This window comes from Sneathiella marina (assembly GCF_023746535.1).
Classification (GTDB): domain Bacteria; phylum Pseudomonadota; class Alphaproteobacteria; order Sneathiellales; family Sneathiellaceae; genus Sneathiella; species Sneathiella marina.
In genome coordinates this window covers 3,414,735-3,433,622 of the sequence record NZ_CP098747.1, presented here as the reverse complement: position 1 = coordinate 3,433,622, position 18,888 = coordinate 3,414,735, and the positions used below count along the sequence as shown (strand labels likewise).

Genomic DNA, 18,888 nt, shown 5'->3' with positions numbered 1-18,888 from the left:
CGGTTTCTCCGGTTCTAAATAAAATTACTCTGTCAGAATATGGGGTTCAATGAGGTTTATCCAATGATATTTTTACTAATTGCCTGTTCTTTTTCTGCAATGAAATTTCGGGTCAGAGTAATGGCGTCTTTCAAGCCTAATCGCTGGATTTCAACTTCCGGCGGAAATGCAGATACAAGTCGAGAGGGCATCATGCTATCGAGAAGGACAAAAACTCCGAAATCGTCTTCTCGGCGCAATAATCTGCCATAGGCCTGCTTAAGCTTTAGGCGGGTGAGCTTGTCATCGTACCGGCTCCCTCCAAAAGCTTTCTTTCGGGCTTTGTGCTTTAAATCCGGGCGTGGCCAGGGCATGCGATCAAAAACAATAAGCCGAAGAGAACGCCCTGGAACGTCGACGCCGTCTCTGACGGCGTCCGTGCCCAATAGAACCGAGTTTTCTTCTTCACGAAAGATGTCGACGAGTGTCGAGGTATCCAAAGCATCCTGATGTTGGGCATAAAGGTCGAGGCCAGCCGCTGCAAGGGGCGCGCGAATATTCTCATGCACCGCCCGTAGCCGCCATATAGCCGTAAAGAGACCAAGCGCCCCACCGCCGGAGGCAATACAAAGCTCCCGATAAGCGGCCGAGACTTCCTTCATATGGTCTCTGCGGACATCGGTGACGACAATCACCTTGGTTTGCTTGGCGAAATCAAATGGAGATGCCAAATGGACGCGCGCAGGCGGTAAGACGAGATGATGTGCGCCCGTCCGCATATCAGCAGATTGCCAGCTTTCTGCATCCTCGTAGTTATCTCGTAAGGTTGCCGACGTAATGACAACACCGTGGGATGGTTTTAAAATTGTTTCGGCAAATGGCTCGGTGGGGTCGATATAACTTCGGTAATATCCCAGATCGAGATCACGGCCACCTATCCGATCAATGGCCAGCCAATCGACAAATTTATCCGGTGTTGGGTCTTCGAGTCCTTTCAAGACGGCGCGCCAGGGCGCAATGGAAAGATTATTTCTGCGCGCGATACCTTGTACGGCGGCATCTATGCGGTGGCGGGTCGCTGTTTCGAGCTCCTCCGCTTCCTCATCCAGTTTTTTCAGGAGTGTTTTTGCGAGTGATGTGAGCGGTGTTGAAAGAGCTTTTAGAGCGCTATCAAGCTTTTTAGCAGAAGGTAAGATTTCAGGGGTAAATTCTCCCGCCGGACATTCAACCGAATAAGGGCTATCCGGTTGACCACATCTCGCCAACACCTGTCCGCGAATATGCACCAAGAATTCCTCCATTGGGCCATTGGGCGCGCCCTCCCGAACGCGAGACATCCACCCCTCCGATGGCAATTTACGGGCGGCTTGAACGGCCTGTTGTAAAGCTTCTTTTCCCTCTTCATCCTCGCCAATCAGATCCGATAAACGATTCTCAAGGCCTCGCATTCTACTCTTTCGTCCGGTATCGCTTCCTGCGATCCAGCGTCTAAGTTCCGCTGTTTCCTGCCCGGTAAGATGGGCAGCAAACGCACTGTCGGCGGCTTCGAAAAGATGATGCCCCTCATCAAAGACATATCTTTTGGGTAAATTGGGGTCGTCCGGGCGGGTCGCTGCGTTGATCATGACAAGGGCGTGATTGGCAATGACAATATCCGCCTTGCGGGATTTGCGCGTTGATTTTTCAATAAAGCATTTGCGGTAGTGAGAACAGGCTGAAAAAATACATTCACCGCGGCGGTCCGCCAATCGGGTAATACGTGATCTGCCTTCCAGCTCCATAAGCCAGCTGGGGAAATCGCCTCCCACCATATCACCGTCCCTCGTCGCGCTGATCCATCGGGCAACCAGGCCAAGAGAGATTTGCTCGGATTTTTGTGCGGCGCCACCTTGCAAAGCTTCTTCAAAATTGAGCAAACACAAGTAGTTTTCCCGACCTTTTCGCACGACGGCTTTTTCAGATTTTTCTGAAGATGATGGGTAAAGGCGGTCCAGCTCATCGTCAATTTGTCGTTGCAGGTTTTTTGTATATGTTGAAATCCAGACGGCAACCCCATTCTTTTCCGCCCAAATACTGGCAGGTGAAATATAGCCGAGAGTTTTCCCGGTCCCGGTTCCCGCTTCAGCCAACACAATATTTGGTGTCTCGGCTTGGTCTCGCGGCACAAAGGCATGGGACGTCATAGCACTGAAATCCGCTTGTTGCGGGCGGGATTCAGCATTATCTCCCAGCAATTCTTTAAGCCGGGCACGGGCTTCAAATTCGCTCACGGCAATATCATCAGCTGGAGGTTCAGGAGCAAAATCAGGCCATTCAGACAGGCCCGTCCAGGTATCAAGGCCTCCGAAACGACTTTTACTGTCCGGCATCCCGACCGCGCTGAGGACCGAGGGCGCCCAATTCCAACCAGCTTGGCCCATGACCATCGCAATTGCGGCAGCTGATTTCCTGTTATTATCAATTAAACCTGTTAATCTTAATAAAAGGGTATTCATTGCCTCGAACAGGCCGAGCGCCTGTTCTTCTGGATCCGCTGACGGCGTCAAACCGACAGCTTTTGCCAGTCCTCTCGCCGTCGGCAAGCAGGTCTCTGCGGGATGGGTAAACGCAAAAAGTTCGAGCAGATCGAATGCCGGAAAAGGATTTACGCCTAAACGCCTGGCAATATTTAATCGATGAACGACGAGGGGAGGCGTTTTGTTGATTCGAACCGCCGCTTCCTGAAGGCTGGTGGTTTCGATTTCTCCTTCGGTCGATAACCAGGTTACCTGATCACCACTGGCAACCAAAACCGGAACATTGGGCAGTTTAATTTCTCCGCCGGGTGTATGTCTGTCTGAATTTTGGTTCATTTTTCCTTGGTTGCCATACTTTTTCGGCTGCGGTCGTTGACGCGATCCTTTTGTACGCCTACATTCCGCGCGATTCAAACACTGCGTTTTCTTGGAGATACTCATGTCATCTGACGCCGAAATTGCACTATCAAGCAACTCCTGGGCATTTGTCGAGGCAAAAAAGCTTGTGGACCGTTATTCCAAGGGTGCTCCAGAAAAAGGGTATGTGTTATTTGAAACGGGTTACGGGCCTTCTGGGCTGCCTCATCTGGGCACTTTTGGTGAAGTGGCACGGACGTCCATGGTGCGTCACGCCTTCAGCCTTCTTTCCGATATTCCAGCACGCCTGATTGCCTTTTCTGATGACATGGATGGTTTGCGGAAAGTGCCCGACAATGTGCCTAATCAGGATCTGCTGACCGAGAATCTCAATAAGCCACTGACGGTTGTACCGGATCCATTTGGTACACATAACAGTTTTGGCGAACATAATAACGCACGGCTCCAGGCATTTCTGGATCAATTTGGCTTTGAGTATGAATTTCGGTCATCAACAGAATGCTATAAATCTGGTCTGTTTGATGACACGTTGTTGCTGGTTTTGAAGCATTATGATGCCATTATCAACGTGATCCTACCGACTTTGGGCCCAGAGCGGCGAGCGACTTACTCCCCGTTTTTGCCGATTTGTCCGCGGACAGGCGTCGTTCTTCAAGAGCCAATAGTCTCTCGGGATGAAACTTCCGGAACCGTTACTTACAAAGATCCTGATACAGACGAAATGGTCACTGTTCCTGTAACAGGCGGGCATTGCAAGCTTCAATGGAAGGTTGACTGGGCCATGCGCTGGCATGCACTCGACGTGGATTATGAAATGGCGGGCAAGGATTTAATCGATAGTGTCACATTGTCCAGCAAGATTGTTCGTATATTAGGAAAGCGTCCGCCTGAGGGTTTCAACTACGAGCTTTTCCTGGACCAGGACGGGAAAAAAATCTCTAAATCCAAAGGGAATGGCATCACGATTGAAGAGTGGCTTAAATATGCGTCACCTGAAAGTTTGTCGCTTTACATGTATCAAAATCCCAAAAAAGCCAAACGGCTGCATTTTGATGTCATTCCGAAAGCTGTGGATGAATATTTCACGTTCCTTTCAAAGTTTCCGGAACAGGATGCCAAGCAACAATACGCCAATCCGGTTTGGCATATCCATGCGGGGCATCCTCCCAGTGAGGGATTGCCCCTCACTTTCGGTATTCTTTTGAACCTGGCTGCCGTCGTCAACGCGGATGAGCCATCTGTTTTATGGGGATTTATTTCGCGCTATGCGGAAGGGGCAACTGCCGCTACCAACCCTGAGCTTGATAAACTGGTAGGATACGCTATCGACTATTACAGGGATTTTGTTAAACCAACCAAGCAATACCGGTTGCCAACGGAAAAAGAGCGGACGGCGCTGATGCAGCTTGTAGCATTACTCAAGGAATTACCTGAAAATGCTGAGGCAAGTGACATCCAAAATCAGGTTTTCCAAGTCGGGAATGATAACGACTTTGAAAACCTGAGGGACTGGTTCAAGGCGCTCTACGAAACTTTACTCGGTCAAAGTCAGGGGCCGCGCATGGGGTCTTTTATTGCTCTATATGGCATAGAGGAAACGATATCGTTGATCGATCGCGTGTTGGCCGGCGAAAATCTTGGCGCTAATTAACGGGCGCTTTTAACGCCGGCCGGATACTTAGAATATCTGATTGTCACGGGAAAAGTCCATATACATGTCCCTGAGCTTGCGGCTCACTGGTCCGGGCTGAAATTCCGTGTCGTCGACGCGGGTGACGGGCAGAACCTTGCCGAAATTTCCGCTATTGAAAACTTCATCCGCCGTAAGAACATCTTCCTTGGTCATATGAGTTTCCTGAACCTCAATGCCAGCCATATCGGCAAGCTTCTTAATCCGGCTGCGTGTAATGCCGGCAAGAAAGCAGCCGTTTTCAGCAGGAGTGAACGCCACGCCATCTTTGACCGTCCATAAATTGGAGGTGGCAAATTCTGCGACATTATTGTTGGAATCCATTAAAATTGCATTGTCAAATCCAGCTCGGTTTGCTTCAACCATTGCCCTGCCGGAATTCGGATATAGGCAAGAAGCCTTTGCGTCCGTTGGCGCCATGTCATTGGCCGGTCGCCTCAATCGGGAAAAATGAGCTGTGAAACCGTGAGCTTCCGGCATTGGGCTGTCATAAACTGCGAGTATGAATTCCGCCGATTCTGGATCAGGATCAATAAATCCACCGCGGGCAAAATACATTGGGCGAATATAGAGTTCTGATTCCTTAGGAAGCTTTTTAACCGCCTGTTCGCACAGGTCCAGAACTTCACCATCTTCCATTGTTGGATTATACCCCAAGGCCAAAGCAGATCGGGCAAGACGCGCACAATGTAAATCCAAGTCAGGAGCCATTCCTTGAAAAGAACGCGCACCATCAAAGACAGTTGACGCCATCCAGAACGAATGATCTGTTGGTCCTAGAACTTTTGGACATTCATCATGCCAATCCCCGTTATAAAAATAAACACCTGCCATTGCCAATATTCCTTATAAGATAAGGCATTCTATCTATCAGATAAGCGATATCCGGGGCAAGTCTTGTCCCAGGCGAGCTATTCAAAAGAATTTGATTTTACTGTGCAAGCCCTCAGTCATCCTGTAGGTTTGCAAAAATTTTTAACGGACGAAAATGAGATGACGGTTATCTATCACATGGCGGATAAAGACAGCTGGAACCGTGCTGTAAAAGAGGGAGCTTATGGGGGCACGGAAAATGACCTGAAAGATGGATTCATTCATTTTTCGACGAAGGAAACTGTTGTTGAAAGTGCCGCAAAGCATCGAGCTGGTGTTACAAATCTTGTACTATTGGCTGTCGAGGCAGATGATTTGGGTGAGGCGCTGGTTTGGGAACCCGCACGCGCCGGAGTGCTTTTTCCGCATTTATATGGCGCCCTTGACCCATCGAAAGCCATTTCGGTGATAGAATTACCGCTGGGTGCGGATAATCTGCATGTGTTTCCGGATTTGGCTTGAAAAGAATGTCCCTTTTATATCGGCTTGCGAAACCCTTGTTTTTTTCCCTTGATGCGGAGGATGCGCATAACCTTTCCATCAAAGCATTGAAGTCCGGCTTGTTACCAGCCGTGAAATCAGAGCCGGATCCTATATTGCAGTCGAATGTATTTGGGCTCGATTTTCCAACACCCATCGGGCTTTCTGCTGGATATGATAAAAATGCTGAAGTTCTGGACCCGCTGGCCCAGCTAGGGTTTGGCTTCATTGAGGCGGGCAGTGTTACACCATTTGCACAAGCCGGTAATCCTAAGCCGAGAATTTTTCGAATGAGAGCAGATAATGCAATCGTCAATCGACTTGGGTTCAACAATCAAGGTTTGGATGTTGCTGCCGCAAATTTTTCAAGTCGTAAGAGCCCCGGCATTGTCGGCGCAAATCTGGGTGCAAATAAAGACAGCACGGATCGGATGCATGACTATGTCTTGGGTATGCAAAAGCTTGCCCCCCTTGCCGATTACGTCACTGTTAATATTTCTTCTCCCAATACACCTGGCCTGCGATCATTGCATGGAAAGGAAGAGCTTGAGGAGCTACTAGGCCGTCTTCATGAAACACGGAACGATTTGGTATCAGGCGGTCTTCGCTCGTTTCCGATCTTGCTGAAAATTGCTCCTGATCTCACAGATGATGACAAAGCAGATATCGCAGCCGCAGCTCTTGAGTATTCGCTGGACGGGCTGATCATCAGTAATACAACAATTAGTCGGCCTCACAGCTTACAGAGCAAGCACGCTGTTGAAGCGGGCGGGTTGAGCGGTACACCCCTTAAATCGATCTCTCTGTCGGTATTGAAAGATATGTATAGAGCGACAAGCGGGAAAATACCGCTGATTGGCGTGGGTGGCATCGAGACTGCGGAGGATGCGTTGATGCGGATCAAAGCTGGTGCATCTTTACTTCAACTTTATACGGCAATGGTATATCGCGGGCCATATGTTGCGCATGATATTGGAAAGGGTGTCGCCAAGTTGTTGCGAAAACAAGGATATTCGTCAATAACAGAAAGTGTTGGCGTGGATACGCCGCTTTAGGATGCACGCAAGAGAATTTCGCAGACTATTCCGGCTGAAGATAACCGGAAAAACTATTAGAAAAGCCCTCAATTGATTCGAATAATTTAGCCCGAAGATAGTTCTTCGGCATGTTTGCCCTCAGCATATTTTGCCAGTTGTGCGTAAAATTGCATTTATAGCAATGAGTAAGCGAAACTGATGTCTTTTGTCACAATGAAATTGATAATGACTTGCAATAACCATATTTCCGTACTAAACCTTTCTCATATTAAGAATGGTTTGCATTATCAATTAAGGAAACAAGATGCGCTTTTCAACGTCCCTATTGTCGGCCTGTGCCGCTCTCACTTTTATTTCAACGGCTGCGCCTGCGTTGTCGGATGAAGTCAATCTTTATTCTTATCGGCAAGAAAGCCTCATTCGCCCAATCCTTGATGAATTTGAAAAGGAAACAGGAACTAAAGTGAATGTTGTCTTTGCAAAGAAGGGCATGCTGGAAAGATTGAAAGCGGAAGGCATGAACAGCCCGGCCGATGTTGTTCTGACCGTCGATATCAGCCGTCTTGCGGCACATGAGGATGCTGGCGTTCTCCAACCCGTGAAGTCGGACAAGCTGGAAAATAATATTCCATCGCAATATAGAGATCCGAACGGCCATTGGTACGGATTATCTGCCAGAAGCAGAGTGTTTTTTCATTCGAAAGACCGGGTTGAACCAAAGGAGTTGTCCACGTATGAGGATTTAGCGGATCCGAAGTGGAAAGGCCGTATTTGTGTAAGGTCTTCGAATAATGTTTATAATCAGTCCCTCCTGGCTTCAATCATTGTTCACCAAGGCGCAGAGGCTGCTGAGAAATGGGCACAGGGCGTAAAAGATAATCTTGCGAGAAAGCCACAAGGTGGCGACCGAGATCAAATTAAAGCGGTTGCCGCAGGCGAATGTGATATTGCCATCGGCAATACCTACTATTATGGCAAGATGCAAAATGCCAAGGATCAGGAGCAAAGAGACGCTGTTGAGAAAGTTGCAATTTTTTGGCCTAACCAGGACGACCGGGGAGCCCATATCAATATTTCCGGTGCAGCTGTAACGAAGTCTGCAAAAAACAAGGAAGCGGCAATTAAGCTGATTGAATTCCTCTCCGATGATAAAGCACAGGAATTCTATGCATCGTCAAACTATGAGTTCCCGGTTAAGGATGGCGTTGAAATTGATGAAACAGTTCAAGGTTGGGGAAACTTTAAAGCTGATGAAGTCAGCCTTGATAAAGTTGCTGAAGCCCAGATTGAAGCAGTAAAAATATTTGATCGGGTTGGCTGGCGCTAGTACAGCTGCCGGATCAGAAAAAAGGGGCCATATGGCCCCTTTTTTATATTATGGAGTTAATCTTTAGCCGTTAGCAAATGCCTTGAGTTCTCCATTGAGCTGGTCAGCCATACCATTCAGCTTCTGAGCTGCTTCCAGCACTTGCCCCGCGACAACCCCGGAATCCTGTGCGGCCTCTCCAACCTCGGAAATACTTCTTGTTGTCTCATTCGTTCCAGACGAGGCTTGCTCAATACTTTGGGCAATTTCTTTCGTCGCTGCAGATTGCTGTTGAACCGCAGCGGCTACTGAACCGGTGATATCACTAATCCGGCTAATGATTTCATTGACCGACGAGACTGAGCCAACAGCTGATTGTGTCGATTTTTGAATATCCTGAATTTGCTCATCAATATCCTTGGTTGCATTGGCTGTCTGAGATGCCAGACTTTTCACTTCCGATGCGACGACTGCAAAACCCTTGCCAGCTTCTCCGGCGCGTGCAGCCTCGATAGTCGCGTTGAGGGCGAGAAGGTTGGTTTGCGACGCGATATCAGTGATCAGACCAACGACCTGTCCAATACGCTCAGAAGCTTCTGCAAGGCTGTTAATCTCGAGATTTGCCTGCGTAGCCCCATCGACGGCTTCCGCTGCAATTTTTGATGATTCCTTTACCTGCCGATCAATTTCGGCAATAGAACTTGTTAGCTCCTCGGTCGCCGAAGCTACCGTTTGTACGTTTGTTGCTGTTTCTTCGGCAGCCGCAGCGACATTATTTGCTTGTTCGCTGGTTTTAATAGCCGTTTGTTCCATTGATTGAGCAGTGGTTTTCATGCTTGTTGCCGAATTGACAACATCACCCATGGTGCTCTCGACTTTATTTACAACTCCTCGAAATTCGTTTTCGCGCTGCTCCATATGAGCAATAGCATTATTGATGGAACGAGTTGCATGAAGCAAAGTTTTTGTCATTCCGCCTTCTTCGATACGGCGATAGAATTTTCCTTCACTAACAAATTCAAGGCACGCCATGGACTCACGAATATAAGCGTCGGCCCGGTCAATGATTTCGTTAATACCGTTTTTCAGTTCATCGATCTCACCGCTTGTTTGAACGTTGATTATACGCGCTTCAAAATCACCCGATGCAACGGCTTTGACGACACTCAGCATTTCGCTGATTGGTTGGCTGTCAACCGCTTCCTTCGCGGTTGCAGTTTGCTCTGATTGATCCGTTGATACTGGCTCTAGGGGCTGACCAGCCTCCACTGTTTCTTCGGCTTTTTTGAATCGTTTAAACATGTTATTACCTTTTACTTCAAGCTTTTATTTTATACTGTTTCGGCTGTTCTGGTGCACTAAGCTGCACGTGACAGGCCGGCAACAAATTCGCCATATTCCATACCCGTGCCACTGATGGTTTCCATCAGTTTCTGAGTTGAAGCTTCTAGGCCGGCCTTGCGATCGTTATGCTGTTTTTCGATTGCACAGAGCTCGCGGTAAAGTGGGCGAATGGTATTGTCGAGGATATCGCGTTTTGGAGCCCGGCGATTGGAATGATAACCAATCACTTTTCCGGTTTCGTCTTTGCTAATTGTTACATGTGCCAACACCCAATAATGGTCACCATTCTTCGCCCTATTCACCACATAGGCGAAAATTTCTTCTTCATTTTGAATTGTATCCCAGAGTAGCTTGAAAACAGATCGTGGCATTTCTGGATGGCGGATCATGCTATGGGGTTGCCCGAGGCATTCATGCTCCATATAGCCCGCTAATTTCAAAAAGAGGGTGTTGCAATAGGTCAAATGACCCTTCAAATCTGTTTTGCTAACGATGATTTCATTCTCATCGAAGAATATTTCTTTGCCCGTTGTACTTCTATCAACCATTTACTGTCCTTACCTCCATACAGTTTTACTTATTGACGAGAACAATATTTTGGTCATTCGGTACTCATTAGAGGCCGGTTCGCCATATTGCTCTGCCGTCTTCACGAATTATGTCCGCCTTCAGAAAATGCGGCTTCGTGTTCAACATGAAAGTAATAAGTGGAAGTTAGTTAATAAAAGATAAAATTTTAAGAAAAGTCGTTTTGTTGAAGCTATAAACAAATAAAAATGAAAACAATCAGAAGGAAAAACTATGTACAATTAGGTTTTTCCAATAGAAAAATCCGAATATTTACATAGATACAATATTTATGCCCAGCTATATATATCAGTAGAATAACTATACTTCTAAAGCACTTTTTAGTTCTGCTATGCCTTCGTCAATGGCGATAGTTGCTTGATCTAGCACTCCGCCCAGGTTGATGAAACCATGTATCATGCCGCCATAGTCAGTATGCTTTGCACGACTTCCCTCTGCATTCATTCGCGCAGCGTACGCCATACCTTCATCTTTTAACGGATCAAAACCGGCGGTCTGGATCAAAGCCGGTGGCAGTCCTGCCAGGCTATCCGCACATAATGGAGACGCACGCCAGTCAGATAAATCATCAAAATCCACTAGATAGTTTTTTTGAAAATAGACCATCAATGTGTTTGTCAGAAAATACCCTTCGGCGAAACTTTTATGGGAAGCCGTCTCCATTGACATATTTGTTGCCGGATAGATCAGCCATTGAAATTTCGGCAAAAAAGATTTTTCCTTGAGTGCGTTTAAACAAACAACTGTCGACAAATTACCGCCCGCGCTGTCGCCACCGACTGCAATTTGCTCCTGGTCGCCTTTGTAGTCGGCGATATTTTCTGAAGTCCAGTTCAGAGCTGCAACAGAATCAATCACAGCAGCCGGAAAGGGAGCCTCAGGTCCCATTCGATAATCAACGGAGACGACGACAAAAGGACCCTTGTTCGCAATTGTGCGGCAGAGAGCGTCATGTGTGTCAATATTGCCAACAACCCATCCACCGCCGTGGTAATAAACCAGGACAGGCAGGGATTCTTTCATTCCAACTGGATGATAAATTCGAATAGGTATGTCGCCAAGCGGGCCCGGAATATTCAAATCGAACGTTTCGCCAATCTCAACATCCTTGAAAGTCAACGTGGTGGCGCGTTCACTGTAATCCGCCTTCGCAGCTTCAGGTGAGAGTTGGTCTAGAGTTGGTAAGGCTTTTTCCTTCGCGATATCCAAAACCCATTTTGCTTGTGGATCTAGTGTCATCCCTGATTTCCCTTTTTATTATTTTAGTTTCTTTTCAACAAAATGCAGTCGGTCCTGACCCCAAAAGACTTCATCATCAACTATATATGATGGCGCGCCAAAAGCACCTCTGTTAATCGCAATTTCCGTATTGGCATTGTATTCAACGAGAAATTCTGGCGCCTGACTGTCTTCAAATAACGCCTGTCCATTCATACCAAGGCTATTCGCTATTTCAATAGCGGTTACTTCATCAGCGATATTCTTTTCTTCGACCCAGACCGCACGTAAGAAATTTCCGCCAAGAGAGACCGCATCCAAACCTTGTTGCTTTGCAGCCATTACCATTAAGGCCGCTATTTGGTCAGATGCCGGAAAGAATTTCGGATGGATTTGGATAGGAAGATCCAATTCAATTTTCCAACGGGCAAGTTCCTGTAAGCGATAATCCTGTCGTTGCTGGCTGCGTTTTGCTAACGGTAAACCGCCGGTTTCACTAAAGACACGGCCAAAGTTGACCGGAAGAATATTAATGACAGCTTCATTTTCTTCGGCCAATTTTACCAGGCGGTCATGTCCCATAAAAGTCCATGGGGAAACGAGCGTTACATAGTAGTCGATTGTTTTTGTCACTGAACCATCCATCAGAGTTTATCAGGCGCCCAATGCAGTTTACGGGTTAATATATTCGCTTGGGAAGTAGTTTTTCCATTAACTCTTCCAAGCTCAAATCATCCTCCCATTCGTATACATGGGCTATTCTGTCAATCAAGCGTTGCTGGAGGTTGTCCATGTCCGCACGTGGATGATAATGCCGCGCATTTCGCTGTTCTTCCAATACCGTTCGAAACGCCTCGTAAAGGTAATTTGGCATTTCTGCGCGTTCATATAGTCGCTTGAAACCAAGATAACCACGGCCGGAAGTTAAGGAATTTACACGCTTTTTCGAAATACCGGAGGCTTCTGCAAGAGCAGATAGAAAAAAAGACTGATTTCCGGATATCAGGGATCGCAGCATGAGTGTTGCAGTAAGACGGCCTTCTTTTTGCAACGAAATGGAGGCTTTCTTTTGCTCGTAATCCGTCATTCTCCGGCTCAGGCTCTTTGCCAAAACGCGCTCGCGTGCATTGAGTATCATGCGGGCTGAAAGGGCATCTGAAAGATGATCTCCTTCCATCAGTTCTTGTTTATTATCCTCTGAGATGAACTCGCAAAGGCGCTTTACCGTGTCTTTTGGCAGGCTGGGTCGTCGGACGAGGAGTTCTTGGATACTTTCTTCATTGCCGAACCGTGCCAAGATATGCTGATAGCCTTTCCTGCCAATTATCGCCCCTTGATTTTCAAGACAAGCCTCGACCGCTTCGAAGCAAGCTCGTTCGGCTATTTGATCTGTAACGACCAGGTCAAGCTCTGCACGATCTGCAATTGCTATTTGTTTGGCTTCACTTGCAGTTTCAAAGATCTCCAGTAAATCACGTTCGGTCAGCAAAGGAGATAACGCGATGATCGGCAACGAAACCACATCAATATCCTGCGCAAGCTTTTTTACGGCTTCGCGATTGAGAAAGTTACAATCTTTCAATTCTTCGGAAAGAGCAGCACGTACAGCAGGATCGATATCAAGGAGGAGATAATTAATAATAGCTTCGGCCAACGCAAGATCATCGCGAGACATCGAGGTTGTTGCGTAGTCTTGGGCAACGGTATGGGCTGTCTTAGTGCGGGTTTTAACCGGCATGTCTGCAAACATGCGGGCGATTGGTCCGCCAGCGATTGAGGGTTCAAGCAGCATTCAAGGCATCTTACATTGTAAAAAGTGCCTTATTTTATTACTTCGGGCCTGAAGTTTTTGTTAACGGTTAGGCAATGTAATGTTTATACTTTTAACTATTTGAAAAGAAACGAAAATTTATAAAGCACTGAGGCCAGGTTTTTCTAGCCGATACCTTTAAGTTCTTTGAATTGTCGCAGAGCATAAGAATCTGTCATCCCGGAAACGAAATCTGTCACTTCCAATAACCATTCATATCGAGATCTTTTTGATGCTTCGCCACCTGGAAAAAGATGCATAAGGACGGATGAACGCGGACTCATGACAGTTCCCTCATTCTGAAAATTTTCCCAATCGAGATTTGCGGAATAGAAAGCTTTTAAGAGGGTTGAGAGGATTTCAGCGCCACTTAATTCAGCCTGTATCCGATCTCGGTGATGATAGATTTCTCTTTTGCAAAGTTCTTCAATCTCCACAAATAGGCTAGCTTTGGTGGATTGATGAAGCAAATCACCAGTAAAATTCCCGGAAAGTATGGCGCCTTCGCAATCCTTAAATATGTCCGACACCTCCCCAATAAGCTTTCCGATGCATTTTGCGCGTAAATAGGAAATGCGTTCAGAATTTTCATTCACTTCAGCATAGCGCTTCGGCCGACCTCCATAAATTCGTAGCATCAGGTCTTCTGTTTCTGCAAATCCCAGACGCCCGAGTTTAAATCCATCTTCGATATCGACAACGGAATAGCAGATATCATCTGCAGCTTCGACCAAATAGGCGAGCGGGTGACGGCTCCAATAATTCTCCGAGCCGCGTTTGAGCAAACCAAGCTCCGTTGCTATTTCGCCAAAAATTTCCTGCTCTGACTGCATAATGCCGAATTTCTTCCCGCCGCTATCGCCTGGAATTATGTTCTTTATTATTGAAGTTCGCGGGTATTTCATAAAGGTACCCAGCGTCGCATAAGAAAGGCGGAGCCCTCCAGCATTGCGCCAATTTTGCAGCTTCGTCAAAATTCTGAAACCCTGAGCATTTCCCTCGAACATTTCAAAATCGGCTTTTTGCTCGGCCGTTAAACTGTTAGCTCGGGATTTTGAACCTGCGCCGTTCATAAACCAGTCGCGGATAATTTCCTCGCCAAAATGACCGAATGGCGGATTTCCGATGTCGTGGGCCATGCAGGCCGCAGACAATATATGGCCAAAATCTGCGGGACTGAAATCGCTGTCCTTAAGATGCCTATCTATGATGACCTGGCCGGCATTTGCGCCTAATGACCGACCTACAGAGGCTGCTTCCATCGAGTGCGTAAGCCGGGTTCTGACATAATCACTTTCTGCCAGAGTATGAACCTGGGTTTTGTCCTGCAGCCGTCGAAATGCAGATGAGAAGACAATTCGGTCTTGATCTTTGTGAAAGGGGCTGCGCGAGGCAATAACAGGATCGTTATGGTCCTGTCCGAAGCGTTTCGTCGAAAGAAGTCTGTTCCAGTCCATCATCGGAGAAATCTATCTCATTGTTCATAAATACTTGCTAACTTACTGTAATCATGTCGTAGTTTAAACATTAGCCTGTCACTGACAAAGGAACCAGTTCTTTGTGGCTAGTTTCCCCAACCCGGATAGGATACAACCAATTCAGCGAACAGTTCACGATTGTTTCTGTCCATGGACTGGATGACCTTGGGAAGATCGCCCATGCCATTTGAGAAGACTTTGTCAGCAACGCGACCATCCCAAAGAGCGACAAGGACAACTAGCATTCGGCGTTGGGCGTGGGAGAGCTTTAGACCCCCAGCAGAAGCCATGTCTTCCTCAATTGCATCGATATCTGGACGAAGGGTAAAATGATCATTCAAGGATTCCAGGTTCCCCTGATCCACCAGGAAGTATCTTTCCAGCTGATTGTAAGTGATCGATTCTTTTACCAGTTTCGTAAATTCTTTCGCGTTCAATGAATGTCCTCGATGTTTGCCGCTTATATGGATAACACTTTACGTAGGGTAATATTTGCAGCTGCGCTAGCGTAAAGAAGGTATTTACATAATAAATAGCAATTTGTCTGACCTCTTCTTGCAATTGATCAAAAGCACTTTAGAATGATGTGCGATATTCCTCTTCAGATTTGAGGAATGTTCTCAGGGCAGGGTGAAAGTCCCTACCGGCGGTAAGAACAATGAATTGTTTAAGCCCGCGAGCGCCCGTTTCGGCGGGGTCAGCAGATTTGGTGTAATTCCAAAGCCGACGGTCATAGTCCGGATGAAAGAGAACATGGAATGAGCTGTGGTGAGCTGCATTGGCGTGCGATATCCCGTTCCTATCTGCCTTGGGTTTTTGTCAACTTAAAAGCAAGGCCCAAAAAAATGAAAAACAAAAATACTGAAAATGACAATCAGAACCCAAATTCCCCGTTAAGTCATAAAAAAGTAGCGATTATTCAAGCCAATTGGCATGCAGATATTGTTCAGCAAGCAACGCAATCCTTTATTGCAGCGCTTGGTGATCAAGGATATCAGAAAGGAGTTTTTGATATTTTCGATGTGCCGGGAAGTTTGGAGATACCGTTGATGGCGAAAAAGCTATCGGAAACAGGGCAATATGATCTGGTAATGGCAACAGGTCTAATTGTTGATGGCGGAATATATCGACATGACTTTGTCGCAAAAACTGTTTTGGATGGCATGATGCAGGTCCAACTAGAGACAGGTGTGCCAATTTTATCAGTTGTTCTCACGCCACACCATTTTCAGGAGACCGAAGCACATATGGATTTCTTCAGGCAGCATTTTGTTCTTAAAGGGCGCGAAGCGGCCAATGCCTGTCATCTGACGCTTGAAAATATACAGAATCTCGATCAACGAAAACTGGCTTCTTGAGGCTAAATGATACGCGACTTTTTTTCGCCCCAATATTTGTCTTTTAAAAGCCGCTTATAGAGTTTCCCTGTCGGATGGCGGGGAAGCTCTGCTTCAAAGTCTATGGAGCGCGGACATTTGACGTGGCTGATATTGGCACGGCAAAAAGCCAACAGCTCTTGTTGTAGTTCTTCACCTGCATTGTTCATCTCCATGGGTTGGATGACAGCTTTAACTTCCTCTCCAAAATCCTCGTTTGGTACGCCAAAAACAGCTGCATCATAAACTTTCGGGTGGGTCAGCAGTAGATCTTCAATTTCTTGGGGATAAATGTTCACGCCGCCGGAAATGATCATGTAGCTTTGACGGTCGGTGAGATAAAGGAAACCATCTTCATCCAGGTAACCAACATCTCCCAAAGTGCTCCAGCCTTTGTCATTATGACTTTCTGCTGTTCGTTCAGGGTCATTGTGGTAAATGAAGTCCTTCCCGTCTGAGAAATAGATCGCGCCGGTTTCTCCGACAGGGAGTTCCTCACCATCTTCCCCGAGAATACGAAGAACGCCGATATATGCCCGTCCGACAGTTCCTGGATGCGAGAGCCATTCTTGCGGGTCAACAGCACAATATCCATTGCCCTCCGTCCCGCCATAATATTCACAGAGGATAGGTCCCCACCAATCCATCATCTGATATTTCACTTTTTCGGGGCAGGGGGCCGCTGCATGAATTGCCGTTACCAGTGAACTGACATTGTACTTATGCCGAACCTCTTCCGGCAACTTCAGCATTCGGACAAACATTGTTGGCACAAGCTGACTGTGGGTTATCTGGTAATTTTCAACAAGGCTTAGATACGTTTCTGGGTCAAAATTCTCCATAATTACGCAGGTTGCGCCAAATCGCTGGGCGCGCATATTATAGCGAAGCGGGGCCGCGTGATAAAGCGGGGCCGGCGATAGATACATGGAATCCTGGCTAAACTTGTAGACATTTTTCAAGATGTTGTAGAGGTTGTCTTCGGTCCCTATAGCCCGTCCAATCTCCGTTGGTTTGATGCCTTTCGGTCGCCCTGTTGTTCCAGATGAATATAGCATATCCGCGCCCTCGCATTCATCGTCCAGGGGTGTTGTTGGAAAAGTTGACCTAATTTCCTCGTATGACTCAAAGCCGTCTAAAGTGCCGTCCACCATCAATCGCGTTTCGACATTTGGTATTAACGACACAAGCTGTTCTGCAAGATCTGCTTTAAAATGAGAGGTGACGAAAAGCCGGGCACTACAATCATTGATGATATAAGAAGCTTCCTCAGCCGTTAAGCGTGAACTGATGGCCGTGTAATATAAACCCGCTCGTTGAGCCGCCCAGCAAATCTCAAAAAAACGAGGATTATTCTCCATCAGGAAGGCGACGTGATCGCCCACTTTCAAGCCAAGAGATCGAAAATAATTGGCCGCTTGATTTGATCTTTCATCCAGTTGACCATAAGTAACGATCTCTCCACTGCCTGCCATAATATAGGCCGGTTTTTGAGGAACGGATTTAGCGAATTCACGAATATGCATGGGCGCTTGGCTCTTTTATTATTTTTGATGAGGCCGTTTTAGTGTGGCTTCTTAGGAAGCTGAATGTAAAGCCCCTGAAATTACCATTTTCTCAATTTCCTGTGTCGTAAGACCTATTTCCTCGAGGACCTCCGCATTATGCTCTCCTAAAGTCGGGGCATGCCGGCTAACGCCGCCGGGAGTTCCTGAGAAATTTGTCGGTATACCAGGGAAAACCAGCGGACCTTCCGTTGGATGCTCCATGCTTTGCCAGAAATCAACGGCATTTAGATGTTCATCATCCAACAGTTCATCAGGTGTGTTAATCGGTACCGCAGGTATGCTGGCTGCATCAAGTGCCGTAAGCCATTCTGCCGAAGTCCGGGTTGCAACTAGTTCCCCAAGAATTCGATATACTTCATCAATATTTTCAAGCCGGGCAGTGACGTTGCAAAAGCGAGGGTCTTCCATTAATTCCGGTTTGCCGGCAATATCAAAGAAGGCTTTCCACTGTTTGTCCACGTAAGGAAGCACGCCTATCATTCCATCTTTTGTTTTGTATGGATGACGTTTCGGAGATATGGCCCGCGGATAGCCGGCAGGCCCCAGCGGAGGCTCGAAATTCTTACCGTACATATGTTCAAGCATATGAAATTGTACCATAGTTTCGAACATTGGAATTTTGATTTCCTGACCTTCACCCGTCCGTTCGCGATTAAACAAGGCCATACTGACGCTATAGACAACTGTAAGCCCTGTAGTTTTGTCAGCAATTACGGTTGGCATATATCCCGGCCGACCCATGAGGGCGGATTGAGTTGCGGCGATCCCGCTAACACCTTGTATCATATCATCATAAGCAGGTTTGTTGGCGTAAGGTCCCTCTTGCCCAAAACCATAAGCGCCGCAGTAAATGATCTTCGGATTAACTGCACGAACATCGTCATAGGTAAGCTTCAGACGCTTAATCGCAGAGGGCCGCATGTTATGGACGAAGACGTCCATTGTTTCCAATAGCTTCAGGAAAGCCGTCCGACCTTCCGGTGATTTTAAATCGATACAGAGACTGCGCTTGTTCCGGTTGGCGTTCAGATAAACCGAGGCCATACCGGCAGATCGGCGAGGGCCAAGATCTCGTGTTGTATCTCCCTCAGGTCCTTCAATCTTTATGACGTCCGCTCCCATATCCCCCATAATTTGAGTAGCAAAAGGACCCAGTAAAACTGAGGTAAGATCAGCGACACGGACCCCTGTGAGGGGCCCGGCATTTGGCGTGCTCATTTTTCTTCTCGCTTATAATTTCTGTCTAT

Annotated in this window: 16 protein-coding genes and 1 riboswitch; of the genes, 5 read left to right on the top strand and 11 right to left on the bottom strand. The window is 47.0% G+C overall.

Features of this window, described 5'->3' with window-relative positions; all coding sequences use genetic code 11:
• Positions 1-56: 56 nt before the first annotated feature.
• Positions 57-2,831: an ATP-dependent DNA helicase gene (locus NBZ79_RS16575; protein ID WP_251933655.1), complete on the bottom strand. Its 2,775-nt coding sequence runs from the start codon at positions 2,829-2,831 to the stop codon at positions 57-59.
• A 103-nt stretch (positions 2,832-2,934) separates the two neighbouring features.
• On the opposite strand from NBZ79_RS16575, the gene NBZ79_RS16570 reads away from it, so the two are divergent.
• Complete coding sequence (locus NBZ79_RS16570) at positions 2,935-4,524, top strand: lysine--tRNA ligase (protein ID WP_251933654.1); 1,590 nt, start codon at positions 2,935-2,937, stop codon at positions 4,522-4,524.
• A gap of 27 nt (positions 4,525-4,551) precedes the next feature.
• Here NBZ79_RS16570 and NBZ79_RS16565 read toward each other — a convergent pair whose 3' ends face one another.
• The gene (locus tag NBZ79_RS16565; protein WP_251933653.1) at positions 4,552-5,397 is read right to left on the bottom strand and encodes a branched-chain amino acid aminotransferase; all 846 of its coding nucleotides are present in this window, start codon (positions 5,395-5,397) and stop codon (positions 4,552-4,554) included.
• A gap of 63 nt (positions 5,398-5,460) precedes the next feature.
• Between NBZ79_RS16565 and NBZ79_RS16560 the strand changes: the two genes are divergently transcribed.
• From NBZ79_RS16560 to NBZ79_RS16550, 3 genes are all read left to right on the top strand, one after another.
• Positions 5,461-5,898: a DUF952 domain-containing protein gene (locus NBZ79_RS16560; RefSeq protein WP_251933652.1), complete on the top strand. Its 438-nt coding sequence runs from the start codon at positions 5,461-5,463 to the stop codon at positions 5,896-5,898.
• Between the two features lie 5 nt (positions 5,899-5,903).
• Positions 5,904-6,971, top strand: coding sequence for a quinone-dependent dihydroorotate dehydrogenase (locus NBZ79_RS16555; RefSeq protein WP_251933651.1), 1,068 nt, complete (start codon positions 5,904-5,906; stop codon positions 6,969-6,971).
• A gap of 286 nt (positions 6,972-7,257) precedes the next feature.
• Positions 7,258-8,280, top strand: coding sequence for a Fe(3+) ABC transporter substrate-binding protein (locus NBZ79_RS16550; protein WP_251933650.1), 1,023 nt, complete (start codon positions 7,258-7,260; stop codon positions 8,278-8,280).
• 63 nt (positions 8,281-8,343) lie between these two features.
• On the opposite strand, the gene NBZ79_RS16545 is transcribed toward NBZ79_RS16550, so the two are convergent.
• The 7 genes from NBZ79_RS16545 to NBZ79_RS16515 all read right to left on the bottom strand — a co-directional run bounded on the left by NBZ79_RS16545 (position 8,344) and on the right by NBZ79_RS16515 (position 15,134).
• On the bottom strand, positions 8,344-9,561 hold the full coding sequence (locus NBZ79_RS16545; protein ID WP_251933649.1) for a methyl-accepting chemotaxis protein: 1,218 nt from the start codon (positions 9,559-9,561) through the stop codon (positions 8,344-8,346).
• A 56-nt stretch (positions 9,562-9,617) separates the two neighbouring features.
• Positions 9,618-10,151, bottom strand: coding sequence for a PAS domain-containing protein (locus NBZ79_RS16540; protein WP_251933648.1), 534 nt, complete (start codon positions 10,149-10,151; stop codon positions 9,618-9,620).
• Positions 10,152-10,491: 340 nt separating this feature from the next.
• Entirely contained in the window at positions 10,492-11,430 is a 939-nt protein-coding gene (locus tag NBZ79_RS16535) for an alpha/beta hydrolase (RefSeq protein ID WP_251933647.1), read from the bottom strand.
• Positions 11,431-11,448: 18 nt separating this feature from the next.
• Positions 11,449-12,042, bottom strand: a complete 594-nt coding sequence (locus NBZ79_RS16530) for a 2-hydroxychromene-2-carboxylate isomerase (RefSeq protein WP_251933646.1) — start codon at positions 12,040-12,042, stop codon at positions 11,449-11,451.
• Between the two features lie 46 nt (positions 12,043-12,088).
• Positions 12,089-13,201 (bottom strand): DUF2336 domain-containing protein, encoded by a 1,113-nt coding sequence (locus NBZ79_RS16525; RefSeq protein ID WP_251933645.1) that lies wholly within the window; start codon positions 13,199-13,201, stop codon positions 12,089-12,091.
• Between the two features lie 143 nt (positions 13,202-13,344).
• Complete coding sequence (locus NBZ79_RS16520) at positions 13,345-14,679, bottom strand: deoxyguanosinetriphosphate triphosphohydrolase (RefSeq protein WP_251933644.1); 1,335 nt, start codon at positions 14,677-14,679, stop codon at positions 13,345-13,347.
• A 104-nt stretch (positions 14,680-14,783) separates the two neighbouring features.
• On the bottom strand, positions 14,784-15,134 hold the full coding sequence (locus NBZ79_RS16515) for a hypothetical protein (protein WP_251933643.1): 351 nt from the start codon (positions 15,132-15,134) through the stop codon (positions 14,784-14,786).
• A gap of 175 nt (positions 15,135-15,309) precedes the next feature.
• Positions 15,310-15,454, top strand: a riboswitch (FMN riboswitch).
• Positions 15,455-15,542: 88 nt separating this feature from the next.
• On the opposite strand from NBZ79_RS16515, the gene NBZ79_RS16510 reads away from it, so the two are divergent.
• Positions 15,543-16,055: a 6,7-dimethyl-8-ribityllumazine synthase gene (locus NBZ79_RS16510; protein ID WP_251933642.1), complete on the top strand. Its 513-nt coding sequence runs from the start codon at positions 15,543-15,545 to the stop codon at positions 16,053-16,055.
• A 2-nt stretch (positions 16,056-16,057) separates the two neighbouring features.
• On the opposite strand, the gene NBZ79_RS16505 is transcribed toward NBZ79_RS16510, so the two are convergent.
• Together NBZ79_RS16505 and NBZ79_RS16500 are read right to left on the bottom strand one after the other, a co-directional pair.
• Complete coding sequence (locus NBZ79_RS16505; RefSeq protein ID WP_251933641.1) at positions 16,058-17,599, bottom strand: AMP-binding protein; 1,542 nt, start codon at positions 17,597-17,599, stop codon at positions 16,058-16,060.
• Between the two features lie 51 nt (positions 17,600-17,650).
• Positions 17,651-18,859: a CaiB/BaiF CoA transferase family protein gene (locus NBZ79_RS16500; RefSeq protein WP_251933640.1), complete on the bottom strand. Its 1,209-nt coding sequence runs from the start codon at positions 18,857-18,859 to the stop codon at positions 17,651-17,653.
• Positions 18,860-18,888: the final 29 nt, after the last annotated feature.